The 24,595-nt window shown below is 42.2% G+C and carries 21 protein-coding genes; 11 read left to right on the top strand and 10 right to left on the bottom strand.

The window, feature by feature from the left end; translation table 11 throughout:
- Positions 1 to 15 precede the first annotated feature (15 nt).
- A complete protein-coding gene (locus ABIB50_RS04210) occupies positions 16 to 3,246 on the bottom strand; it encodes a SusC/RagA family TonB-linked outer membrane protein (RefSeq protein ID WP_429377531.1) in 3,231 nt (1,076 codons plus the stop codon).
- A gap of 186 nt (positions 3,247 to 3,432) precedes the next feature.
- Between ABIB50_RS04210 and ABIB50_RS04215 the strand changes: the two genes are divergently transcribed.
- The 3 genes from ABIB50_RS04215 (at position 3,433) to ABIB50_RS04225 (ending at position 8,264) form a co-directional block, all read left to right on the top strand.
- Complete coding sequence (locus ABIB50_RS04215) at positions 3,433 to 3,765, top strand: PadR family transcriptional regulator (RefSeq protein WP_429377533.1); 333 nt, start codon at positions 3,433 to 3,435, stop codon at positions 3,763 to 3,765.
- Positions 3,766 to 3,790: 25 nt separating this feature from the next.
- Positions 3,791 to 5,443, top strand: a complete 1,653-nt coding sequence (locus ABIB50_RS04220) for a PspC domain-containing protein (RefSeq protein WP_429377534.1) — start codon at positions 3,791 to 3,793, stop codon at positions 5,441 to 5,443.
- Positions 5,444 to 5,825: 382 nt separating this feature from the next.
- Positions 5,826 to 8,264 carry a TonB-dependent receptor domain-containing protein gene (locus ABIB50_RS04225; RefSeq protein ID WP_429377535.1) on the top strand — a complete coding sequence of 813 codons (2,439 nt, stop codon included), beginning with the start codon at positions 5,826 to 5,828 and terminating at the stop codon, positions 8,262 to 8,264.
- 117 nt (positions 8,265 to 8,381) lie between these two features.
- On the opposite strand, the gene ABIB50_RS04230 is transcribed toward ABIB50_RS04225, so the two are convergent.
- The 3 genes from ABIB50_RS04230 to ABIB50_RS04240 all read right to left on the bottom strand — a co-directional run bounded on the left by ABIB50_RS04230 (position 8,382) and on the right by ABIB50_RS04240 (position 11,532).
- Complete coding sequence (locus ABIB50_RS04230) at positions 8,382 to 10,871, bottom strand: M14 metallopeptidase family protein (protein WP_429377537.1); 2,490 nt, start codon at positions 10,869 to 10,871, stop codon at positions 8,382 to 8,384.
- A 111-nt stretch (positions 10,872 to 10,982) separates the two neighbouring features.
- Positions 10,983 to 11,312 carry a type II toxin-antitoxin system RelE/ParE family toxin gene (locus tag ABIB50_RS04235; RefSeq protein ID WP_429377538.1) on the bottom strand — a complete coding sequence of 110 codons (330 nt, stop codon included), beginning with the start codon at positions 11,310 to 11,312 and terminating at the stop codon, positions 10,983 to 10,985.
- Positions 11,302 to 11,532, bottom strand: coding sequence for a hypothetical protein (locus tag ABIB50_RS04240; protein WP_429377539.1), 231 nt, complete (start codon positions 11,530 to 11,532; stop codon positions 11,302 to 11,304). The genes ABIB50_RS04235 and ABIB50_RS04240 overlap by 11 nt, the downstream gene beginning before the upstream one ends.
- Before the next feature lie 91 nt (positions 11,533 to 11,623).
- On the opposite strand from ABIB50_RS04240, the gene recQ reads away from it, so the two are divergent.
- The 3 genes from recQ to ABIB50_RS04255 all read left to right on the top strand — a co-directional run bounded on the left by recQ (position 11,624) and on the right by ABIB50_RS04255 (position 15,673).
- Positions 11,624 to 13,780 (top strand): DNA helicase RecQ, encoded by a 2,157-nt coding sequence (gene recQ, locus ABIB50_RS04245; protein WP_429377540.1) that lies wholly within the window; start codon positions 11,624 to 11,626, stop codon positions 13,778 to 13,780.
- 12 nt (positions 13,781 to 13,792) lie between these two features.
- A complete protein-coding gene (locus ABIB50_RS04250) occupies positions 13,793 to 15,220 on the top strand; it encodes a UDP-N-acetylmuramoyl-tripeptide--D-alanyl-D-alanine ligase (RefSeq protein WP_429377541.1) in 1,428 nt (475 codons plus the stop codon).
- A 105-nt stretch (positions 15,221 to 15,325) separates the two neighbouring features.
- Entirely contained in the window at positions 15,326 to 15,673 is a 348-nt protein-coding gene (locus ABIB50_RS04255; protein WP_429377543.1) for an MmcQ/YjbR family DNA-binding protein, read from the top strand.
- A gap of 64 nt (positions 15,674 to 15,737) precedes the next feature.
- Here the strand turns inward: ABIB50_RS04255 and ABIB50_RS04260 are convergent, their stop codons facing one another.
- On the bottom strand, positions 15,738 to 16,880 hold the full coding sequence (locus ABIB50_RS04260) for an NAD(P)/FAD-dependent oxidoreductase (protein WP_429377545.1): 1,143 nt from the start codon (positions 16,878 to 16,880) through the stop codon (positions 15,738 to 15,740).
- Between the two features lie 136 nt (positions 16,881 to 17,016).
- Between ABIB50_RS04260 and ABIB50_RS04265 the strand changes: the two genes are divergently transcribed.
- On the top strand, positions 17,017 to 17,706 hold the full coding sequence (locus ABIB50_RS04265; protein WP_429377546.1) for a zinc metallopeptidase: 690 nt from the start codon (positions 17,017 to 17,019) through the stop codon (positions 17,704 to 17,706).
- A gap of 65 nt (positions 17,707 to 17,771) precedes the next feature.
- On the opposite strand, the gene ABIB50_RS04270 is transcribed toward ABIB50_RS04265, so the two are convergent.
- From ABIB50_RS04270 to dusB, 3 genes are all read right to left on the bottom strand, one after another.
- A complete protein-coding gene (locus ABIB50_RS04270; protein ID WP_429377548.1) occupies positions 17,772 to 18,476 on the bottom strand; it encodes a hypothetical protein in 705 nt (234 codons plus the stop codon).
- 110 nt (positions 18,477 to 18,586) lie between these two features.
- Positions 18,587 to 18,973 carry a Co2+/Mg2+ efflux protein ApaG gene (gene apaG / locus ABIB50_RS04275; RefSeq protein ID WP_429377550.1) on the bottom strand — a complete coding sequence of 129 codons (387 nt, stop codon included), beginning with the start codon at positions 18,971 to 18,973 and terminating at the stop codon, positions 18,587 to 18,589.
- 115 nt (positions 18,974 to 19,088) lie between these two features.
- Positions 19,089 to 20,099, bottom strand: a complete 1,011-nt coding sequence (dusB, locus tag ABIB50_RS04280; protein ID WP_429377551.1) for a tRNA dihydrouridine synthase DusB — start codon at positions 20,097 to 20,099, stop codon at positions 19,089 to 19,091.
- 42 nt (positions 20,100 to 20,141) lie between these two features.
- Between dusB and ABIB50_RS04285 the strand changes: the two genes are divergently transcribed.
- Genes ABIB50_RS04285 through ABIB50_RS04300 form a run of 4 tightly spaced genes read left to right on the top strand, consistent with a single transcriptional unit; the run spans position 20,142 to position 22,773 of the window.
- Positions 20,142 to 21,068: a CPBP family intramembrane glutamic endopeptidase gene (locus tag ABIB50_RS04285; protein ID WP_429377552.1), complete on the top strand. Its 927-nt coding sequence runs from the start codon at positions 20,142 to 20,144 to the stop codon at positions 21,066 to 21,068.
- Positions 21,069 to 21,275 carry a hypothetical protein gene (locus ABIB50_RS04290; protein WP_429377554.1) on the top strand — a complete coding sequence of 69 codons (207 nt, stop codon included), beginning with the start codon at positions 21,069 to 21,071 and terminating at the stop codon, positions 21,273 to 21,275.
- 3 nt (positions 21,276 to 21,278) lie between these two features.
- Positions 21,279 to 22,091, top strand: a complete 813-nt coding sequence (locus ABIB50_RS04295) for a phosphatidate cytidylyltransferase (protein ID WP_429377556.1) — start codon at positions 21,279 to 21,281, stop codon at positions 22,089 to 22,091.
- Between the two features lie 19 nt (positions 22,092 to 22,110).
- Positions 22,111 to 22,773 carry a phosphatidylserine decarboxylase family protein gene (locus ABIB50_RS04300; protein WP_429378461.1) on the top strand — a complete coding sequence of 221 codons (663 nt, stop codon included), beginning with the start codon at positions 22,111 to 22,113 and terminating at the stop codon, positions 22,771 to 22,773.
- An 86-nt stretch (positions 22,774 to 22,859) separates the two neighbouring features.
- Here the strand turns inward: ABIB50_RS04300 and ABIB50_RS04305 are convergent, their stop codons facing one another.
- Together ABIB50_RS04305 and ABIB50_RS04310 are read right to left on the bottom strand one after the other, a co-directional pair.
- Positions 22,860 to 23,501, bottom strand: a complete 642-nt coding sequence (locus ABIB50_RS04305; RefSeq protein ID WP_429377557.1) for a bactofilin family protein — start codon at positions 23,499 to 23,501, stop codon at positions 22,860 to 22,862.
- A 28-nt stretch (positions 23,502 to 23,529) separates the two neighbouring features.
- Positions 23,530 to 24,552 carry a hypothetical protein gene (locus ABIB50_RS04310; RefSeq protein ID WP_429377559.1) on the bottom strand — a complete coding sequence of 341 codons (1,023 nt, stop codon included), beginning with the start codon at positions 24,550 to 24,552 and terminating at the stop codon, positions 23,530 to 23,532.
- Between the last annotated feature and the right edge of the window lie 43 nt (positions 24,553 to 24,595).

Here is a 24,595-nt window from a genome sequence, read left to right on the forward strand (position 1 = left end):
TTTTAAGATTTATTACTAAAACGTAACTGTTATAGCACCACCAATAGTCCTAACCGGAGGGTTGATAGTTGAGTTACTTATACCAGATGTGTTACCTGTTTGTACACCTGTAGTACTTCCGCTACCATAGTTTGTAGCAGCAGGGCTATACATAAAATCAGGATCGGTCCACTGGTTTGATTTTGGTAACCATAACGCTAAGTTTCTGGCAGTTGCCTGTATATTTAACGCCTTAATAACTTTTTGTCCGCCAAATATTGAAACAGGAACGTCATAACCTATAGATAGCTCACGGAATCTCCATGATGCCGCACTGGTTAAATAATTACTGTACACGCTTCTGCCAACACCTGTAAAGAATGTTTCTGGATTGTTAAGTGTTACGTTAGTATTTGGTACATAAACAGGCGCTGCAGCAGTTCCTGTATTGATTGATGAATTAGGGAACACCCATCTTTGACGGTTGTTAACAGCTGATAAAGCGGATACACCTGTCCATGACATTGCGTTACCTAAATCGTTATAAGCCATATGGCCGCCTTTGTACTCAAATAAAGCTGATACGTTTAAACCTTTCCATTTTACTGATGGATTTAAACCAACTACCCATTTTGGAGATGTTTGACCAAAGATCTTTGGAGTTGGATCTACTGTTGGGGCACCGGTTAAGGAGTTAACTATAACGCGTCCTGTTGCCGGGTCACGCACATAATCAGCCGCCCTGATAACAAATGCTGAGTAATCTTTGATTGCATAGTTAGCACCTGATGCATAGCCACCAATTGACAATTGATCCAAGCCTGGATAAATTGAAGAGATATTGGTTTCGATATAGGTTGCGTTAGCTTTAAAGTTAATGTGTACCTGACCAAGATCAACCAATGGTGTTAAGCCTAAATCAAATTCGGCACCTTTACTGGTAAATGCAGCAGCGTTAACGTATGCAGTAGTATAACCGGTAGCAGAAGATACACCGATATTGATGATCTGGTCAGTCATTTTATTTTTAAACGCGGTTGCTTCCAAAGTGATCCGGTTGTTTAACCACGCAGATTCAAAACCAGCCTCAATGCTGTTAATAAATTCTGGTTTTAAGAATTTGTTATAGATAGTATTGTCGGCACTGTAACCGGCAGTAGATCCATAAGGGAAACCACCACCTTGTGAGAAGGTTGCAGCTAACTGATAAGGAGCAATATCAGCATTACCTGTTTTGTTCCAACCAGCTCTTAATTTTAAATAAGATAATGTGTTGTTGTTTTTTATAGCATCAATAGCATCAGTTAACACAATCGAACCTGTAACACCCGGATAGAAGTAAGTGTTGTTAGCAGTGTTTAACACTGATGTTTGCTCATTACGTCCTGTTACTTCAACGTTAGCCCAGCCTTTGTAGTTAATACCGGCACTGCCATATAAAGCAAATAAACGGCTACGACGGCCAGGTGAAGTGCCTGTTAACTCGCCTGTACGCTGAGAAATGTTATACAGATCAGGAACTGTTAATGCTACCGCACCAACACGTGTATCACGCTCGTCTATTTGACGTACAGATGTACCTAAGATACCGTTGATCCTGAAATCTTCAGTTAATTGTTTTTTAAAGTTAGCAAACAACTCTGATGATAAACGTTGCTGGAAATAAGAACGCTCTTCTACGTTAGCCGAGATAGGGGCAAAGTTTCTAACGCTAACACCAAACGGGTTTGGTATTTCGCCCTGCGAAGTTCTTCTTTCTAAAACATTTTGAGTTGTTACACCAACACGGTAAGTAAGGTTCATCCAATCGGCAACTTTAAAATCTAAACCTAAATTGGCTAACAGATCTTGTTTTTTGCCGCTTTTACGCCAGTTATCAATAGCGAAGTATGGATTCAAACCATAGTCGGTATAGTAATAGTTATATGACGCGTACGGATCGTTTTTGAAATCTTTCCATTTTGATAGTGGAACGTAACCCGCTGTATTGAACAATAAGTTCATTAAGCCCTGGTTCAAACCAATGCCTTGAGACGTGTTAAAGTCTGACATACCTTCAGCATCAAAAACGTTATAATTTTGTTGCGTGTAGTTAGTATTAACTGTCAGTTTTAATCTGCCGTACTCTTTAGTAGTATTCATACGGATACCTGTTCTGCGGTTTTTGTCAAAAGGTACTATACCTTTAATAATCGCATCCTGAACGCTTAAGTAAAAGTTCTTTTCGCTATATGAAACGTCGTTTTGAACTGTAGAACCGGTGTTGAAGAAATTTTGTCTTTCTTTATTACCGGTATACTCAACAAACTGCGTTTTTAACGGGCCAAAAATAGGGTCAATGTAAGCTGTACCACCCGCGCCTAAGTGATCAAAGTCAGGACCGATTTGTTTTTGTGAACCATCGTAAGCAGGGCCCCAAGACCAGTTTTCGATCTCGGTGTAACCACCTAAGTTTTGGTTGTTACCGCCACCGCCTAAACCAAATCCGTTTTGAAATTTAGGGAAAAAGCTGGTTGAAGTAAATTGAGTTGAATTGCTAACCGTAATAACCGGCTTACCATTTTTAGTGCCTTTTTTAGTAGTTACCACTATAGCACCGTTCCTGGCATCAGAACCGTATATAGCAGCACCCGCAGGGCCTTTTAAAATAGTAGTACTTTCAATATCATTAGGGTTAAGCGAAGAAAGTAAGTTGATATCAGATTGAACACCATCAACTAACAACAAAGGGTTGTTGTTACCTGTTAATGAACGGATACCACGAAGGTTGATCTTCACGTTTTCAAACACACCACTGTTTATGGTTTGAATGTTTAAGCCTGATACTTTACCTTGTAAACCATTTGCAACATTGATTGCATTGCCCTGGTTCAATTCGGTGTTGCTTACTGTCGCGGCAGCGTAACTTTGGTCTTTCTTTTGCAATTGTTGACCTAACGCACCGGTAATTACAACCTCGCCAAGAGTTTGATTTGCCGATACTTCCAATACAACACGCATTGGGGCGCCTTTTACGCCAACCTCTTGAGTTGCATAACCAATAAAGCTGAACACTAACGTAGCGTTAGCAGGCGCGCTTAATGAAAATTTACCATTTACATCAGTTGGAGTACCAATGTTTGTTCCTTTGATTTTTACTGTTACTCCCGGAATGGGTAGGCCATCATCTTTGGCGGTCACCGTACCAGTAACTGTACGGTTTTGTGCAAATACCTGTGTCATGCATAACACCAGAAAACACAAACTTACTAGTAGAAGTTTTTTCATGTTTGTTAATAATAAGATCAGTTAATAGTTAATTAATTATAAAAGTAGTGTTCGGTTATTAAAAACACAAATTAAATCGTTAAATAAATGAAAGTTTTTTTCTGAAATATACATTTTTTTAAAAAAAGTAAATATTTTTAGTACTATGTATTGCATAATACATTTTAAAACATATATCTTTGTGGCATGATAGCTGAAAACACACAAACCCAAATGCGTAAGGGTATACTTGAGTACTGTATACTCTCTATCATCGCCCGCGATGAAACCTACGCGTCTGATATAATTGCCGAGCTTAAAAAGGCACAACTACTTGTGGTTGAGGGTACTTTATATCCATTATTAACCCGTTTAAAAAACAACGGATTGTTAACCTATAATTGGGTTGAGTCAACCTCTGGCCCGCCACGCAAGTATTACGCGCTGTCTGCCGAAGGCCGCAAGGTGCTTGAACAGTTAGACATAACCTGGCAGGAGCTTGTATTTGCAGTACAAACCGCCATCGGACAAAAAAAATAACTCAACCCGCTTAAAAAATTATATCATGAATAAAACGATCATCATAAATATAAACGGCACCGTCTTTCATATAGAGGAGGATGCCTACGAAATACTTAAGAACTATATGACGGATGTAAAACGTCATTTCTTAAACTCGGCTGATAGCCACGAGATAACAACAGATATAGAAAACCGCATCGCCGAGATGTTCTCTGAAACATTGGCCCGCGATAACAAACAGGTTATTGTTGAGCAGGATGTTAAACAAGTTGTTGAGCAAATGGGCACCGTGCAGGATTTTGAAAATGCTGAAGCAGATGCCGACGCAGCCGCACATGCTAATTACACCTATAATACAGGTGCGCGCACTTTGTTTCGCGACCCGGACGACCACCTGTTAGGTGGTGTTTGCGCCGGCCTGGCTAATTACTTTGATATACAAGCTATATGGGTAAGGCTGTTATTTGCCATAGCTGTAGCATTTTTTGGGACAGGCCTTTTATTATATGCCATATTATGGATAGTTATACCACGCGCCATCACCCGTGCCGACCGTATGGCCATGAAGGGCGAGAAGTTAAACCTGCAGGGTTTTAAAAATAACTTCGAGGAAGAATTAAGCTCGGTACGTAACCACCTCACTAATTTACAAGCCGAGGCAAAACCGATGGTATATAAGCTGAGGGATTTTGTAAGCGAGTTCTTTCATTACCTTGGGCAGTTTATAAAAGGCACCGGTAAGGTGTTTATTAAGATATTTGGCATATTAATATTATTAACCTGCCTAGGTTTTGGTATATTCCTGATCATAGCGCTTTGCATGGCAACTATCTGGGCCGATTCGCATAACCACATGTTCCCGTTCAGCATCATGTCAAACCAATATGCTAACCGGATATTTATCTCGGGCTTTTTTGCAGCGTTTATACCATTGGTAGCTATTTTCTTACTAACCGTAAAAGCTATATTTAATACCCGTAGTGTTGATAAGTCGGTAGCATCGGTAATATTTGTGCTATGGCTGTTTGCCCTTGGCGTATTGGCCTTCTATGGCACAAAAGTAGCAGCAGGTTTCAGGTCGTCAGCAAGTTTTAACCAAACACTTACCTTAACCCCGCCATCAAAAAACACCTATTATTTAAAGTTGAATGATGTAAAATATTTTACGCATGATGACAGCCTGCGTTTAAATATGAAATCAGACTTTCAAAACCTGACCGTTACTGATGACGGTGATAACTTTGACGACTTTCAAAGAAATAGCATATCTATTAACATAGAACGAAGTGATGTTAGCCAGCCTGTATTGATAGAAACCTTCCGCGCTAAAGGAAGCCGTTTTGACGATGCATTAATAAATGCGCGCAACACAAAATATATATTCACACAGCAAGATTCGGTATTAAAGTTTAACCGCTATTTACAACTATCGCCGGAAGCCGGCTGGCATGACCAAAGCATTGAGCTTACTTTAAAAGTGCCTATGAATGCAACCCTGGTAATTGACCATGAGATAAACCGCTATATTAATGGCAATGTTGAGATTAATGAATGTAATGAGACCAATAAAAGGTCAACCGACCTACAATCGGCCGCATTTATGATGACAGCTGATGGCTTGGGCTGCCGCATTGATACACTGGTTACAACACCTGCGGTAAAACCAGATTCAACAAAAATAATAAAAGCAAAATAGTGAAGGCGTTTGCTATACATATAAGGTATATAAGTCTGCTGCTTTGCGGCGGGCTTATATGCGCCTTATATATTAATAATATAGTAAGTGCCCCGGTAAACCATCTGGCCAAAAAAACAGCCACAGTTAACCAGCCTGCGCCATTTTCTTTTTTTAATGACGTTATAGCACCATTTATACCAACATTAAAAAGTTAAAATAATTTGTAACCTTTTAGCAGGTATCTGCATCTTACTATAAAGCAAAGCGCCAACACGAGACGTATACAACCAGGATCGGCCCGGTTAGCTTAAACAACAAACATTAATACACTAACTATTAAAAAAAAGAAACATAATCTTTTAATGGGATAACTATTGCCCAAATCTTACACCTACCAACCATGAAAACAACAATTACCTATATATTATATTATACCCTGCTGCTGTTGCTGCCCGGCGTGGGTGCCACGTTTGCCCAAAGCGCAAAGCCACCCGGAACTGTATCCGGCAAGCTGGTAAACGCCCAAAGCGCAGCCATGGATTACGCCACCATAAGTTTATTACGCGCTAAAGACTCGACCGTAGTTAAAGGCACCTTAACCAATGACGCAGGCGCTTATACCTTTGATAACATTAAACCCGGCGACTATATAATTAAAGCAACCACAGTAGGCTATACCAATGCTGTCAGCGCCGCATTTAATGTGGATGCAGGGGCAGTAAACGTTCCGCTTTTAAAAATGCGCGCCAATGTTAAAGCCTTAAATACCGTTACCATAAATTCTACAAGGCCATTGATTGAACGAAAGATAGACCGCACTGTAATGAACGTTGAAAACAGCGTTATGGCAGCTGGCAATACGGCAATGGAGATATTAGAGCGTGCGCCGGGTGTTACGGTTGATAATGATGATAACATTAGCCTAAAAGGTAAACAGGGTGTAACCGTTATGATCAATGATAAACTTACCTATCTTTCGCCGGCTAACCTGGCTACGCTTTTACGATCTACAGACGGTAATACCATACAATCCATCGAGATCATCACCAACCCATCATCTAAGTATGATGCCGCGGGTAACTCGGGTATCATCAATATCAAACTAAAAAAGAACAAACAGGTGGGCACCAATGGAAGTGTTAATGCCGGTGTAAGTAAGGCAACCAGTTTTAGGGATAACCTTAGCCTTAATTTAAACCATAAAGAAGGCGATCTAAACCTTTTTGGAACTTTTAGCCGCGGTGATATGCCCCGCTACCGTACAATGGGTATTAACCGTATAATTACCAGCGGAAACACCGATACGTATTTTAGCCAGCTATCATCTATGCCCCAGGCTACACACTATAATAATTTTAATGTTGGGGCGGATTTGGATGTAAGCAAACAAAACACCGTTGGCGTAGTGGTTAGCGGCAACTATAACGTTGAGTATAATGATAACTATAACACCACCACAATAGGTTCGGCACCGGGTGTAGCAGACTCATCATTACGAACTGTATCTATGGTTAGGCAGCCTTATAAAAACTTCGCTGTCAACTTTAATGATCGTCTAAAAATTGACACGTTGGGCCAAGCCTTAAGTGTTGACCTTGACTACTCAAAATTTAACAATAATAGCCAGGCTAATTATAACACCGATTATTTTTTACCCGACGGATCAACACAACACGCGCCATTGAACCTGCGCAACCAAACTCCTGCAGTAATTGAAATTTACAGTGCCAAAGCCGATTATACCAAACCTGTAAATAAAACGATGAAGTTTGAGACAGGCGGAAAATTCAGCAGTGTAAAAACCGATAATGATTTGCAGGCAGAAAAATCAAACGGCGGCCCATATATAAATGACACTACCCGTTCTAATCGTTTCATTTATACTGAGAAAATTGCCGCGGCTTATGTTAATCTAAATAAGGAATATAAAGGCGGTTCTATACAAATAGGCCTGCGTGCCGAGTATACTCAATCTAATGGTAATCTCATGGGCAGCGCCCCTGTCGATAGAAGTTATTTAAATCTCTTCCCGACTTTATTTATTAATCAATCGCTGAGCAAGAAAAATGATTTGAGCTTCTCATACAGTCGCCGTATTGACCGCCCGGGATACAGCAATTTAAACCCTTTTATATATTATTTAGACCCATACACCTACTCGGCAGGTAATGCTTTCTTAAAACCGCAGTACACCCATAATTTCGAACTGGTATACACCTACAATAAAACCATCGACGTAACTTTTGGCTACAGCCGCACCACCGATGCTGATGTCGAGCTGATATTGACCCAGGGCAACAAGTCGTTCGAGACACACGCCAACCTGCAAACGCAAATCGGCTATAATATTAATATATATTCGCCTTATACCATATTTAACTGGTGGACCGGCAGCTTTAACCTTAACGGATTTTACCTCGGCTTTAAATCAAATGGTGTTAATGGCGGCAATATTGACAATGGAAGAAAAGCCTTTGTTTTTAAAACTACCCAAAACCTGTTGTTTGCTGGTTTTAAGGGCGAGATCAGCGGCGATTACCGTTCGGGCCTCACCTATGGTATATTTAACATCTTCCCGCGTTATAGTGTTAATGCGGCTGTTGGCCGGTCATTCGCGGCTAAAAAGTTCAATGTTAAGTTAGGATTGGATGACATTTTTAACACCCTGCGTAATGACATCAGCAGCCACGAGTTAACTAATAATTTTACCGTGTTGCAAAAACGCGATTCGCGTTTAGTTAAGCTTAACCTTACTTATAACTTCGGTAACTCCAAAATTAAAAAACGCGAGCACCGCACCGGCGCCGAAGACGAGAATAGCAGGGCGGGTGGAAATTAGCCCCCCTAAAGGCAGAGTTTTTGAAACGCGAAACAGAAAGGCCCTGATTTAAAATCAGGGCCTTTCCATTATAATTTGCGCTATTGTTCCCCCTTTAGGGGGTTAGGGGGCAAGGGCTTACTGCACCATAAATACCGCGTTGCTAAACAACAACTTCCCATTCTCCCAGAAACTGCGGAACAAGGGATCATCCACTATATAAACAACCGAGCCGCGGCCCATATTTTGAACACCGAGTAACAAGCCGTCCTTAATTTTCTCCTTGCTTTTTTCTCCAACAAAACCGGCAACGTAACTGTCTTTTTTTATAGTGCCTACGTTCCAGTCGCCGTCGTCCATCAGCTTATAAATATCATCACTTAGCTTAAGTGAGTAATAATAGCCCGGATAGCCAAAACCTAAAGGATGGGTATTATCCAGGTTGATCTTATAAATAGCACCGGCCACGCTGGTTTTGATAGACTCGCGGTCGCGGTCGCCATATATTCTTGCTGAGGGTTTGATCTTAGCGCTGTCAATCTCTTTACGTTTTATATCAAACCCTTTTTTACCCGCCAGTTGCTCCACCGCATTCTGCAACACAATTAGCTTACCGCCATCCTTTATCCAGGTGGTTAGTTTATCCGATGGGAAATCATCAAAGCTACCATCCGGGAATATCACCACATCAAAATCGCCCAGCTTGGTGCGGTTTAAATTGCTATAGTTAACCAATGATACTGGGTAACCCAGCTGCTGCTCAAAAAAGTGCCAGATCTCGCCCATAGCCTCAGCGTTTACATCCTGGCCCGCAACTACCATAACTTTAGGCTGATGAAGATACCGGATAGAGCTTGAGCCCAGATCCACACCCTTATCTACAAAGCCACTGGTTAACGGGGTTAGTTCGCGTCCGGCGGCGCTTGCGGCGGTATGCACATCATCATCAAACGAATCGGCATTGTTGCCCGCCCGCGCTATGATGAGCGAACCTGCGCCAAACTTTTTACCCGCAGCTTCAATTGGCGTTTCAACATAACGCACTTTAATATTTTTCTTAAACAGCTCTACCAAAAACTTAACATCGTTTACCGACTGCCATTGCGCTACATAAGCATAGGCGCGTTGTTTGGATGCAGCCGGTGGCGGCGAAAGTGTTACATCCGATATTTTTAGTGCCGATGTTTTTAGCCCTTCTTTTAAGCCATAAGCCTGCAGGCCATAAGCATAAGGTAACGACCAAGCCGTAATATCATAAGTAACCGAATCAGCCACAAAAGTCTTGGGCTCTAACAGCACATGCATCAGTACCGATTTTGGCTGATAGGCGCTGATCACCATATCACCGGCATTAATATTAAACTGCTCGGTTTTCCCGGTAAAATAGTTATAACCGGATGCGGCCTGCTTAACGCCATAGCTATATTGAATGCCATTGCGGCGCAGCATTTCGGCCAGGGTGTTTAGTTTATCCTGGTTGGTGTTTTTAATAACGTAAGCCTTATAATCGCCATCGGGGTTGGTGCGGCTGTTATCAAAGTATTTTTTAAACTCTTCAACCGCCTTTGTAGCATTGGCTGATGCAGTTTCTATCGTGCTTAGGCCGTTGGAGTGGTGGTGCGCTATTCTGTCCTTTAAAGTTAAAACATCGCCCATGCGGGTGGTTATTGCCAAACCGGCCCCTATGCCACCCTGCTCATAGGTCATGCCAATAGAGCCATTGTAAATGGGGTAGGTATCGCCATACGATGGATATAGCAGATCAAATTCTTCTTTGGTAAAATACAGCCAGCCATTTTGGTCGAAGTACTTAGCGTTGTTTTTACCTATAGTTGTTTGAAACTGCTTTTGCCAGGCCGTTATATCTTTATGCATTGGCTCGGCAGCCGGTGCAAAATAGTATGGGGCGTTATAACCCTGTTCATGGAAATCAACATGCACCTGCGGCAACCACGAGTTATATAATCCTACCCTTGCCTGCGTTTCCTTTTGTGTTTGCCAAGCCCAGTCGCGGTTCAGGTCGAAGTAGTAATGATTTACCCGGCCACCCGGCCAGGGCTCGGCATGTTCGCGGGCTGCTGGATTAACATCGGGTGCCGCACCTTTTACCGAATTATAGAAGTTCACATATCGCTCATGCCCATCAGGATTTAAGCACGGGTCAATAACCACTATCGTGTTTTTTAACCAGGCTTTGGCGTTGGCATTGTCCGGGTCGACCAGATCAAATAAGGTTTGCATGGCGGCCTCGCTGGAGCAGGGTTCGTTACCGTGTACGTTATAACTTAGCCAAACTATTACGGGCGCATTGGTTTGGTCGGCGTTGCCGCCCATGCCGGCCAGACTTAAATTGTTTTTGCGGATGTCATCTAACTTTCCAATATTCTCCGGCGATGCGATGAACATCGCCATTAACGGCCGGCCCTCATTGGTCGATCCGTATTGTAGCAGCTTAACATTTTTTGCTTCGGCGGCTACATATTTAAAATACTCGGCTATGCGGTACTGGTAAGTAAATTGTGCCCCCAGCTGGTAACCTAAAAATTGAGACGGCGATTGTATTTTTTGCGCGAACCCAGCAACAACAAAACACAACCCAATAAACAGCAATGGTAATTTTTTATACATACAAAATGAAGGTAATGATTTTTGAGATTTATACTCAGGCATCCCTGTTTTCAATTATTTCCGAAGAGGCTATATACCAGGCAGTAGTTTTGGCCAACGTAGTATCAATAATTAACTATTAATCATCTTAATCCAGATAAGTAAATCCTTATCGCCTATATCGCTTTGTTCAGATTTATCATAAATGGAAAATAAGAAAACTACTTCATTTTTAATTTGTAAGTGTGTAATAACTCTTGCGCCTCCTGATTTACCCTTGCCCTTTGAAGCAATAGATAAGCGTATTTTGTAACAATTATTTCCAATCGCGACACCTTGCCTGGGATCATCCTTTAATAATGCAACTAATTCAGAAAATTCTTTTTTAAGTGACGGAAACTTTTTTGTAAGTCGTTTAATTTGCTTTTCAAATAAAACGGTAAACTCTACCTTATAGTTCATCTATTAGTTGATCTGCAGATCTGAGTTTTATTTTGCCCTCTTTAGCTAAATTAACTTCGTCTATAGATTGTTTCAATTCTTTTAAGAATCGGGCCTTAGATGCACTGATAGCCTCCGTTTTTACAAAAGATAAGCTTTGAAGTAGCTCCATCACAAAATCTGCTTTGTTGTCTTTTATATCTAATAATACTTTCATTGGTTTAACTTTTGCTTCACTCAAATTTACTGGTAAAAAAGAAAGAAAACAAATCCTTTAATCCCTCTCCCAAAAATCCGCACATTTGCATATCTTCACATCTGCACATACAACAATGACCCCAACCCAGGCCTTACAAAAATATTTCGGATACAGCGAGTTCAGGCATGAGCAGGAGGCCATTATTGAGCATGTTTTAAGTGGCGGCGATGTAATGGCACTGATGCCAACGGGTGGCGGCAAATCCTTATGCTATCAATTGCCTGCGGTTTTATTGAACGGCTTAACCATTGTAATATCGCCGTTAATAGCCCTGATGAAGGACCAGGTAGATAGCCTGAATGTGGCCGGTATACCTGCCGCTTTTTTAAACTCCACCCAAACCCCTAACGAACAGGCCGCCATAACAACAAGGCTTAACAGCAACCATATTAAATTACTGTACCTGGCCCCCGAGCGTTTATTTGGATCGGGCAATAGCCTGGTTAGCTTTTTAAAATCGCTGCCGGTACCGGTGGCGCAAATAGCTATCGACGAGGCGCATTGTATCTCGCACTGGGGCCATGATTTCCGCCCCGAATATTTAATGCTGGCAGGATTGAAGGATTATTTTCCAAATATCCCCGTTATAGCGCTTACTGCAACTGCCGATAAGCTGACACAGAAGGATATCCTCGAAAAATTAAACCTTAAAAAGCCACAGGTCTTTATATCCTCATTTAACCGGGCAAACATTACGTACCGGGTTAATCCTAAACGGAACAGCTTTGACCAGCTGCTTGATTTTTTGGGGGATAAGAAAGAGGAGTCGGGTATTATATATTGTTTATCGCGAAAATCTGTAGAAGCCCTGGCTGCTGACCTGAAGGCTATCGGCTATTCGGCCGAGGCGTACCATGCCGGGCTGGATAATGCGGTAAAGGCCAAAAACCAGGAGGCTTTTTTGCGGGATGATGTAAAGATCATTGTAGCTACCATTGCCTTTGGTATGGGCATCAATAAATCAAATGTGCGCTACGTGGTGCACATGGATCTGCCAAAAAACATTGAAGGTTATTACCAGGAAACTGGTCGTGCCGGCCGTGATGGTTTAGCTTCATCAGCATTGTTGTTTTACTCGCCGGGCGATGCGATAAAATTAAAAAGCTTTGTGAGTATTGACGGCGACCCCGAGCAAACCCGGGTAATGTTGAGCAAGCTGGACGATATGGCCAAATATTGTCAGCTGCCCACTTGTCGACGTAAATTTTTACTGAACTATTTTGATGAGTCGGCGCCTGACCATTGCGGATCATGCGATGTTTGTTTGAGTGAGATCACCAGGTTTGATGGCACTTTAATAGCGCAGAAAGCTTTATCAGCCGTATATCGTTTAAAGGAAAGATTTGGCTCAACCTATGTGATAGATTTTTTACGCGGATCTAAAAACGAAAAGATCCGTGAGGAACATAAAGAACTAAAAACCTATGGCGTAGGTAAGGACATCAGCAAAGCCGACTGGCAGCGCTACCTGCGCGAGCTAGTGGCCTTGGGCTACCTGCAATTTACGCAAACCGAGTACCCCGTTTTGCAGTTAACCACTAAAAGCCACGCTGTTTTAAAAGGCCTGGAAAAAGTAGAACTCATCGCAACGCAAATAATTGAAGAGCGCCAAACCGAAGACCTGCCATTTGAGAACGACCTGCTAAGCATCCTCAAAAACACCCGCCGCGATATGGCCGAGCTTGAAAATGTGCCGGCTTACATTATCGTATCGGACGCTACATTGATGGAAATGGCCACCTACCTGCCGCAAGGTTTGGATGAGCTGCGCTTTATATCAGGCTTCGGCGAGATCAAGCTGGCGCGATACGGGCGCGAATTTGTTAACCGGATAAAAACTTATACCGATGAACGTGGTTTAAACTCAAAGATCGACCAGAAAAGCCGCAAGCGCGAACGCAAGCCGAAAACGGAACGTGCAAGCACGCCGCGCAGCAGCGATACCCGCAGAGCAAGTTTGGATATGTATAAAAAAGACAAGACCATTGCCGAAATAGCTGCAGAGCGCGGTTTATCGGTTTCGACGGTCGAGAGCCATTTGAGCCATTTTGTGCAGTCGGGCGAGTTGGATGTGCTGGAAATGGTTCCGTCGGATAAGATTCCGGCGATACAGGAAGCCATTGAAGGTTATGGTGCCGACAGACTGGCCCCGCTTAAAGAAGTATTAGGGCCCAATTTTACTTACGGCGAAATAAAAGCGGTATTGGGCTGGATGAACAGAAATGAATAACTTTACTGTACTGTGCCAGGCACAGGTGTAACACCTGGCACGGCTGGCACACCTGGCACACTTGAATACGTTGAAACAAACATGACTACCACCGAACAACTCTATCAACACTACCTGCAACACCCGGTTATCAGTACCGATACCCGCAAGATACCCGCGCATAGTATATTTTTTGCTTTAAAGGGCGCTCAATTTGATGCCAACACTTTTGCGCAACAAGCGATAGAAGCCGGAGCGGCATATGCAGTAATCGATAATCCGGCCTATAAATTGAATGATCAATGCCTCTTAGTGGCCGATGTACTGACCACCCTGCAGGACCTTGCCCGTCATCACCGCAGGCAATTAACCATCCCTGTTATAGGGCTTACAGGCACCAACGGCAAAACTACAACCAAGGAGTTGATTAATGCCGTACTATCGCAGCATTTTACCACATTAGCCACACAGGGCAATCTGAATAACCATATTGGCGTGCCGCTTACTATTTTAAGCATCAACGCATCGCACCAAATGGCGGTAATAGAGATGGGTGCCAATCATATAAAAGAAATTGAACTGCTTTGCAGCATAGCGCAACCAACGCACGGGTTAATTACCAATGTTGGCAAGGCGCACCTGGAAGGCTTCGGCAGTATTGATGGCGTGAAAATAGCCAAAGGCGAGTTGTACGACTGGCTGGCTAAAGCCCCCCAGCCCCCTAAAGGGGGAGTTTTTGAAACGCATGGTGGTGGAGTGGCGTTTATTAATAGCGGAAATCCTATTTTGATGGAGATGGCTGCTAAGCGCAGGTTTGCCATTCCGCCTGTTTTTTATGGGGACGCTATTGATGATCTGGTAAGCGGTGAGATAACGGAGAATGCGCCATTGCTTTCTTTGGAGTGGACCAATAACAGCTCGGGCGAGAGTTACAATGTTAACACCCAACTTACCGGTGCCTATAACCTTGATAATATTTTGGCGGCTATCAGTATGGGCGTTTATTTTAAGCTACCTGTTAGGGAAATCAACGCCGGTATCGAAGGGTATCAACCTAAAAACAACCGCTCGCAAATTGTAAAGACTGCAACCAATACCCTCATCTGCGATTACTACAACGCCAACCCCAGCAGCATGATGGTGGCTATTGATAACATCGGCAAAATAACTGCCAACCGTAAGGTTTTAATTTTAGGCGATATGTTTGAAATGGGTGCCGAAGCGGAAACCGAACATACCGCGGTTATGCAAAAAGCATTGGATACACCGGTTGCTGAGCGGATATTTATAGGGAAGGAGTTTTTGAGCCAAAAGGTGAAAGGTGAAAGGCAAAAGGCCATCTTTTACGAAACTGCCGAAGATGCTATTGCCGGTTTAAAAGCCAGCCCGATAAAGGATTCTACGATATTGATCAAAGGCTCGCGTGGTATGGCGTTGGAGCGATTGGTGGAATTGTTTTAAATACACTTTTGTCATTCTGAGCGATAGCGAAGTATCTGTGAATTATGCAAACGCCGCTCGGCAGATTCTTCGCTATCGCTCAGAATGACAACTTATATAATTAGTATGGCTAACGATCCATTTATCTACTGGGAATTCATCCGAAAGGTATTACTCGCCATGCCCGGCGTAACCGAGGGCAAAGCATACGGCACGCCGGCGTTTCATGTTAAAAAGAAATTCATGCTGCGGTTAAAAGAGGATGGCCAAACGCTTGCCGTTTATCACGAAGAGCGTGAAAAATGGATAGGCAAGGACCCCAAAGTGTTTTTCCTGACAGATCATTATTTGAATTATCCGTATGTGTTGGTGAACCTTGAAAAGGTTGACCCGGTTGATCTGGAAAAGGTGTTGATTGAATCGTGGTATTATCGTGCACCCGAGAAGTTGATTAAGGAGTATAGTGTTAAATAGTTGTCATGCTGAGGAACGAAGCATCTTATCACACATGCAAAGCGTAGAAGATTCTTCGCTTTGCTCAGAATGACAAAAGCGCTAACCCCGCAACCTCTTCACCAACCAAACTCCCCACAGCAACGCCCATCCCGTTACATCTTACTGCGCAAAAAACATTAGTCTGTACTTGTTTAACTATCGGGTTTATATCCTCACCAAAACCCATGATACCGCTCCACCAGTAATCAATTTCGGCATTTTGATCAGGTAGTATCATTTCGTTAAGATAGGTAACCAGCTGTTGTTTTACGCTCTCGGTATTGCCAAAGTCATAGCTCTCTTCAGCCTTAAAATCTATATTACGCCCACCCCCAAAAAGTACCCGATTATCAATATTGCGGAAATAGTAATAGCCTTCGTTAAAATGATAGGTGCCCTTTAGTTTGAGATTGGTGATGGGTTTGGTAACCAGTACCTGCCCACGGCCGGGGATTACTTCCAGCTCAGGATATAATTGCGATGCAAACGCGTTGGTGGCCAGTATAACTTTGCCGGCGTTAAAATGGCCTTGCGAGGTGATGAGTTGAATGTGCCCATCGTCCGGTTTAATTTCATTCACACTGCAATCGTTCAAAACCAGCACACCGGCGTTATAAATTTTTTGCAGCAGCACCCGCATCAGCTTACCGGTATTTAGCTGTCCCTCAAAGCGGTTAACTATCATCCGGCTTACACCTGATAAGCCAAAACCTGCAATTTTATCATCGGCGACTGCATAAATGTCAGGTGCGCCAATAGCTTGTTTTAATAAATTGTTAAAGTATGTTAATCGGTCGAGGGCCTGTTCAGACTGTTTTTGTTCATGGTTGCCGAATAACTCATAGCCGCCGTTTTGCTGAAAATCAATTGCTGCGTCTCCCAGGTTTTGACGCAGGCGTTGCAGTCCGCGCCATTTATAATCAACCATGCGCAGTACGTCTGCTTCTGATGATCGTTTGAGATAGCTTATTTGTTCTGAAATAGTGCCAAAGCAGGCAAATCCGGCATTTTTTGTGCTTGCGCCGCTGGGTAAAAATCCACGTTCCAATACCAATACCTTTAAGGTTGGTTGTTCTTTTTTAAGATGCAGCGCAGCACTTAAACCCACAATACCGCTACCGATGATGGTCACATCGGCATTGTTTACAAATTCGGTTTGTTCCCAGTAGGAATAGTTGTGCGGCATCAAGTCAAAAGTAAAAATTCGAAAGCCAAAACAGCGTCTTTTTAACTTTTGAATTTTTCCTTTTTAATTTACTTGGAATACTTTTTGAAATACATGTTTCATACAATTTCACATTCATTTTAAAATAGATAACAACATGGGATCAGCTTGGTTATTAATGATCATAATATTTATAGTAAGCTTAATTGTGCAATGGCGCTTTAAAAGCAAGTTCAAACAATATTCAGAGATCGGCTTATTGTCTGGCATGTCGGGCCAGGAAGTGGCCGAGCGGATGCTGCGCGATAACGGCATTTTCGATGTGCAGGTTATATCAGTTGAGGGGCAGCTAACCGACCACTATAACCCCGAAAATAAAACGGTAAACTTAAGCCCCGATGTGTTTTACAGCCGCAGTGTTGCTTCGGCGGCGGTAGCGGCGCACGAGTGCGGGCACGCGGTACAACATGCCCGGGCTTACAGTTGGCTAAGTTTACGCAGCACGTTGGTGCCGGTAACTAACGCAGCTTCAACCATCGTGCAGCTTACCCTGTTTATAGGTGTGATGCTGTTGGCGTTCGCGCATAATCCTTTAGTATTGCTTATCGGCGTAGCCGGATTGGCCATAATAACCATATTCGCCTTTATTACACTGCCGGTTGAGTTTGATGCCAGTAACCGCGCCTTAGCCTGGTTAAATAACAACTACACCGTAATGCAAACCAGCGAAGAGCACAAACAAGCTAAAGACGCCCTATGGTGGGCTGCCATGACTTACGTGGTTGCAGCATTAGGCTCATTAGCTACGTTGTTGTATTATGCGTCGATGTTGAACAGGAGGGATTGAGAGTTAAGCAGGTTCAATTAACATAAAGCTAAACTCATTTGCTTTAAAATGGGCTTAGCTTTTTTTCAATTTTTTACAAAGATTTTTTTGTTAACAAGATATCGATTTTGAGAGTCTATGCTGTCAAAAGTATATATCCATGTTTGGTGATTCGCAGTAATCGCTTTAATTATATAACTACTGCCAGATAAGGTAAAATCGCAGTCAATAACTTGTGGCGTATCAAACATCATGCATTCAGATTGCTTATAAGTATTATAATTGTTCTCGAATAACGAATTCGCAAAAATAAGATAGTTTGTCTTATCTATTGTATACGGTGTAAACTGAGTGGCATCTTTTTCTTCAGCAGTATTCATGTGAATAAAACCGTAATAAGGAATTACTACAGCACCCGCTTTTTTGAGGGCGGACTCCACAATAGTTTTTATTTTTTTATCATTAAACCCTAATTCACTCTCTTTATCAAAGCTAAAATCGACACCCAAACCTTTAGTATGCCAATCCAGCAAACCGGATGGTTTATCTTGTATCCCTGGCGCTAAACATTCAAACAATCTAATCCATCCTGCAGGTGTTTTATTTAAAATGATTACGCTTGGGTATTCACGATACGGAACCGATAGTAACAATACTTGAATATTATTTATTGGTGGTAATACTTTCTTTACAGTCGCTTTATATTTTTTCGATATCAATAATTTATTGGCGAAGTTTTGAGCTTGTTCCGGAGTAATCCCTTGAGCAAAAGCAGAAGATATTCCAGTCAAGCAAAAAGCTAACAGAAAAGTCCTGTAAACGTAAGAGCATTTAGCAATCATAATTATTTATAAATAAAAAAGCCAGGCTGTTTAGCCTGGCTTAAATATCTTATATTTTTTTAATTCATCCTATACGGGGCAATCAAATAAAACTCAGGGATCTGCACGTCAAACGTGGCGTTATCCATCAGGCGCATCATTTGGTATTCGCCTTTCATGCTGCCCATATCTGTTTTTAGGTTACAGCCTGATACATACTCGTGCGAGCTGCCCGGCTCAATTACCGGCTGCAGGCCCACCACACCTTCTCCCTCAACTTCGCGCTTGGCGCCGTTCGAATCAAAAATATACCAGTGGCGGCTCATCAGGCGTACTGCATAGCTGCTCATATTTTCAATATTCACTTTATAAGCAAACATAAAATGGTCGTTACCCGGGTTTGAATACTCGGGCTGATAAATGGTTTCGACAGAAACCTTAACCCCTTCTGTTATAAATGTAACCATGTTAATAGTATCGTTTAAGTCAAATATAACCTGCTACTTCAAAAACTAAGCCATATTAATGGCATAATTTTCAGCAATATATATCTTTTAATGAAAAAGAAAAAAAATTGAATTGTTAAATTTCTATAGTAGATACGAAATTTTCGAACCTTGGGTTGTGTTCAATCTCGTGTAATATGTCTTCCAGTTCCTCAAAAGTACCCGCTGTTACCAGCTTCATTCGGTACTCTTTAAAGTTATCAATCCCCTTAAAATAGTTAGAATAATGCCTGCGCATCTCAAAAACGCCTGTTTTAGGGCCTTTCCATTCTATTGATTTTACAAGGTGCGTACGGCAGGCATCAATGCGCTCGGCAAAGGTTGGTTTCTCCAGGTGCTCGCCGGTTTCAAAGTAATGTTTTATCTCGCGGAAAATCCAGGGGTAACCAATAGCGGCCCTGCCAATCATCATGCCATCTACGCCATATTCCATGCGCCAGGCTGCCGCTTTTTCAGGCGAGTCGATATCCCCGTTGCCAAAAATGGGGATCTGGATCTGTGGGTTACGTTTAATTTCACGGATCAGCGACCAATCTGCCGAACCTTTATACATCTGCGCTCGGGTACGGCCGTGAATAGTTAAAGCTTTTATGCCCACATCCTGCAAACGCATAGCAACTTCCTGTACATTCCTGGTATTATCATCCCAGCCTAAACGGGTTTTAACCGTTACGGGTAAGTGGGTAGCCTCCACAACCGCTTTGGTCATGGCTACCATTTTATCAATATCCTGTAATAAACTCGCTCCTGCGCCACGGCAAGCCACGTTTTTAACCGGGCAGCCGTAGTTGATGTCGATCAGATCAGGCCCTGCCTGCGATGAGATCTCGGATGCTTCGCGCATATGCTCGATATCGCTGCCGAAGATCTGGATGCCTATAGGGCGCTCGTATTCAAAAATATCCAGTTTCTTACGGCTTTTAGCGGCATCACGAATCAATCCTTCAGACGAGATAAACTCGGTATACATCATATCCGCCCCATGCTGTTTGCATACGTACCGGAAAGGCGGATCGCTCACATCTTCCATCGGTGCCAGCAGCAGCGGGAATTCTCCTAAATCAATATTTCCTATTTGTACAGACATGGCTTATCTTTAACCGCTGCAAAAATACGCATTTTAAGCCAAATGATAAAAACCACTACTACACAGGCACATCCATCCTTACAATTTTTAATATTTATAGGTATAACCATAGGCATTATTGGTGCCGGTTACTTAGTGGGCGCTGCAGCCGTTATAGGTTTATATGGGATTGATACTTTATCAGATATCTCCAAATTAAACTTTAATAATCCAAACGTGGCTAATGCTTTATGGATAATACAGATACTAAGCACTACCATTCCGCTATTTATCGCTTCGGTTGTTTTTGCAAATCTTATTGTAAAGAATCCCAGGGAATATTTAAAACCAACCGCTAAAATCCCCGGCTTGTTATGGTTAATTGTTTTTTGTGTGATGGTGATATCAACACCCTTAATTGAGTGCGTAAGCAACTTTAACCAAAAGCTGGTGTTGCCCCATTTTTTAGATGGCGTGCAACGATGGATGCGCGAAACCGAGGACCAGGCCCAAAAACTTACGGCCGTATTGCTGCAAATGAAAACCATCACCAGCATGGTATTTAAGCTGATAGTTGTTGGGTTGCTAACCGCTATTGTTGAGGAATTTATGTTTAGGGGATGCATACAAACCATATTTACCAAATGGACAAAAAACTATCACGCTGCTATTTGGGTAACGGCGGCTTTGTTTAGCGCTTTCCATATGGAGTTTTTTGGCTTTTTACCAAGGATGATGCTGGGTGTGCTGTTTGGCTATTTTGTAGTTTGGAGCGGCAGTATCTGGACAGCCGTTTGGGGCCACTTTATAAACAATGGCACCGCGGTTGTAGCAAGTTATATGTATCAGAACAAAATGGTAAAGATAAACCCTGAAGATCAGCATATATTTAATTGGGGCAGCTATCTGTTTAGCCTGATAATTGTTTTATTTTTGTTGTACTTGTACCGTAACATCGCGACGGACAAGGTAAAAATGCCTGTGGCTTAAATGGAGAAGAACTGGATCAAAATTTTTACGTCGGCTGATTTTTACAGATCAGAGATCATTAAACAGGTGCTTTGCGAGCACCAGATTGATGCGGTATTACTAAATAGACAGGCTTCTTCTCATCGCGATTTTGGCGGTGTCGAGGTTTATATACACCAACAGGATTTTAGTCACGCGATAGAATTGATGATCCTGAACCAAATTTAAAGTATGAGGATACGTGCCATAACGGGCTTCTTTTTTATTATTGTGATGCTCGGCTCTTTACTACTGGATCATTATGTATTCGGGGCGTTTTATTTATTGTTAAGCAGCTATTGTTTATGGGAGTTTTACGGGCTGATAAAAAAGGCCGGCTTTAAGCCCAACTTAACAACCGGGCTGTTAAACGGCGCTTTTATTTATGTAGTGTTTGCGCTGGTGACTTACCCGGGCAACAATGATTACCATAAGCTACTGTTCCTGCTGCCTGTTACACTTAGCACTATTTTTATCCAGGAATTGTTTACAAAAAACGCTGCACCTTTTACCAATATTGCATACACTTATTTAGGGCTGATATTTACGATTATTCCTTTTACGTTTTTCCACGCGCTGGCGTATGTTGGCGGTACATTTAATTTTCATTACCCCATGGCGTTTTTATTGATGCTTTGGGCCAATGATACCGGGGCTTATTTGGTAGGCAGCAAACTGGGTAAAACCAAGTTGTTTGAACGCCACTCGCCTAAAAAAACCTGGGAAGGATTAATTGGCGGCATCCTGATCACAGCATTAGCTGCCTGGGGCATCAGCCAGTATTTTGCTGATGTAGCTTTAGCGCACTGGATCTGGATAGGCGTGATCATCAGCTGCTTTGGCACTACCGGCGATTTGATAGAATCCATGTTTAAACGAAGCATTGATGTTAAAGACTCGGGCGGTATATTACCCGGCCATGGTGGCTTGCTTGACAGGTTTGACGGATTATTAATTGCCGCGCCAATTGCATATGCCTATCTATACTTCATTGTAAATTTGTAATTTTGCCCTTATGAAAAAAATGACTTTCCATAAAGAGGGCTATACGTCCCTTGCCTTATGCATCTTATTTATCTTTGTTTTAAACGCTGCCATGCAGTTTTATAAACCAGATGCAACCGCTTTAAAATGGATAGTTTATATACTGTCGTTTGCGCTGTTTGCAATAATTGTGCAGTTTTTCCGCAACCCGCATTTTGATATTACGCAGGATGATAAAGTTGTATTATGCCCTGCCGACGGAAAGGTAGTTGTAATTGAAGAAACAACAGAAACCGAGTTTTTAAAAGATAAGCGCATCCAGATATCTGTTTTTATGTCGCCGGTAAATGTGCATGTTAACCGCCACCCAATAAGCGGGGTTATTAAATATTTTAAATATCATCCGGGTAAATATTTGGTTGCCTGGCATCCTAAATCATCGACCGAGAATGAACGTACAACCGTTGTTACCGAAAACAAAGCCGGCACGCAAGTATTATTCAGGCAAATTGCAGGCGCTTTGGCCCGTCGTATTGTTTGGTATGTAAAAGAGGGTGATAAAGTTGAGCAGGGCGATCAGTTTGGGTTTATTAAATTTGGCTCAAGGGTTGATTTGTTTTTACCATTAGGCTCAAAAATAAACGTAGAAATTGGCGAGGTTGTTAAAGGCGGCCAAACTGTATTGGCAGAGTTGCCTGCGTAATCAGCCATATCATATATAATACTAAGCAAAAATGGTCGGTAGAAAATAAATTCTACCGACCATTTTTTTGTAATCGTTTTATTTGATTACCACCAACGCGAGTTATTAACCTCTTCGTCTTTTTTAGGTGGTGTGGCAGCGGCTAATGTTGGTTTGGCAACAGGCGTTTGCTCTTCAATTTTTCCTTCTTTAGGTGCTGCTGCTACAAGCGGCATAGGCTCGGCTGCTGTTACAACTGGTTCAGTCTTTTGTTCAGTAGCATTTGCTGCGGCGCTTATTTGAGTAAGGGTTGACAGTTCCTGATGTAATCTGGTGGTCAGGTAGTCGTCTGTACTAAACTTGGTTTTGTTCCACTGCTCGGTTAGGGCTTCTATATCCTCACCAACGGTAATATAGCCGTTAATAACAGCACCCGGCTCGATATTTACCTTAGCCGATTGAATGTTGCCCCTAACTACCGCGGTTGCTTTTATGTCCAGCAGATCAAGCGATAAAATATCACCATTTACTGTGCCGGTAACCAGGCAGGTTTTTGAAGTTATGTTACCTTTAAGTATGCCATGCAATTCAACTGCAACCTTTTCGGCACAAAATAAGTTGCCCGTAAGCTTCTCATCCAACACAATAAACTCATCCGAAAAGTAGTCATTACCGTCACGTATCAGGTTTTTGATATTACTAATTGATTCATGTACTGCTGGTGTTTCTTTTTTAAAGATGCTTAACATGGGGGGTATTATTTATTACTGATATATATTATTGATCGCTGCTGAAACGGGTTACAACGGTGGTTGCATTACCGATGTCAATACCGATTGATGATTTTTCTAAGCCGCCTGATACACGTAACGAGTTTAGGGCATAACCTTTACTCGCTAATGAAGCAGGGTCGCTTACAACCTCTAATTGTGCTATCTCACCAAACTCGGCCTTAAAGCAATCTACCAGGTCTTGGTAGTACATACCACCACCGCACAGGTAAATTTTATTAGTTTTCATCAGGTTCTTATCAGTAATAACGTTCCTTAAGTTAGGCGATATCACCTCGGCATAATATGATTTTAAAGCCGCCTTGCGGATCTCTCTGACATCAATGTTCTTCCTGTTAATAAACAAATACCCTTTCTGGAAAGCATCATCTAATGCATTAATGGTGCGCATCTCCAGGTAATGGGTTTTCTGCAACTCATTGGCCATGTAGTTAATTGCGTAACGTAAGCCGTGCGTGCTTATCATACTTTGCTCAACCACGCCCGAGTCCATGCTTAACACAGATTCAAACGTTCCAAAGCCGCAGCTCAGTATAAAGAAACTGCCTTTTGCTGCTTCTTCGCCTTTACGCAAAGCTATGGAGCAGGCAACTATCTCCGGTATCACATCAACATTTTTTACATCAAGTATTGAGGTTCTTTTACCATTACCACCAAAGGTTGACGCATCATACTCAACTATATGCGTCTTCTTTAATTGCTCAATGGCCACATCTTTATAAATGCGATAAGTAGCGTAAGGGAAACCGGTAGTAATTGTTACCGGTTGCTCAACATCATCAGTAACCAATAACATGGCTGCTTTTATTAATAATTGGTAATCCAGGTCTTCCGGAGATGAATTAAGCAGTTTATGGGGTGAAAGGCCTTCGTTTAAAGCTAAATTACCACAGATGTACCATTGGCTGTTGTGGAAAACCTTCAAGCCGTTTAAAAGATCTGAAGATGTGTTATTTAACGCAGAGTTATTGTTTTCAATTAAACTGGAAAAAGATTGAGATAGTAACATGCTGTTGTTTTAGGTTAAAGGTGCTGTATGATATACTAAATTC

This window comes from Mucilaginibacter sp. UYCu711 (genome assembly GCF_050433825.1).
Taxonomy (GTDB): domain Bacteria; phylum Bacteroidota; class Bacteroidia; order Sphingobacteriales; family Sphingobacteriaceae; genus Mucilaginibacter.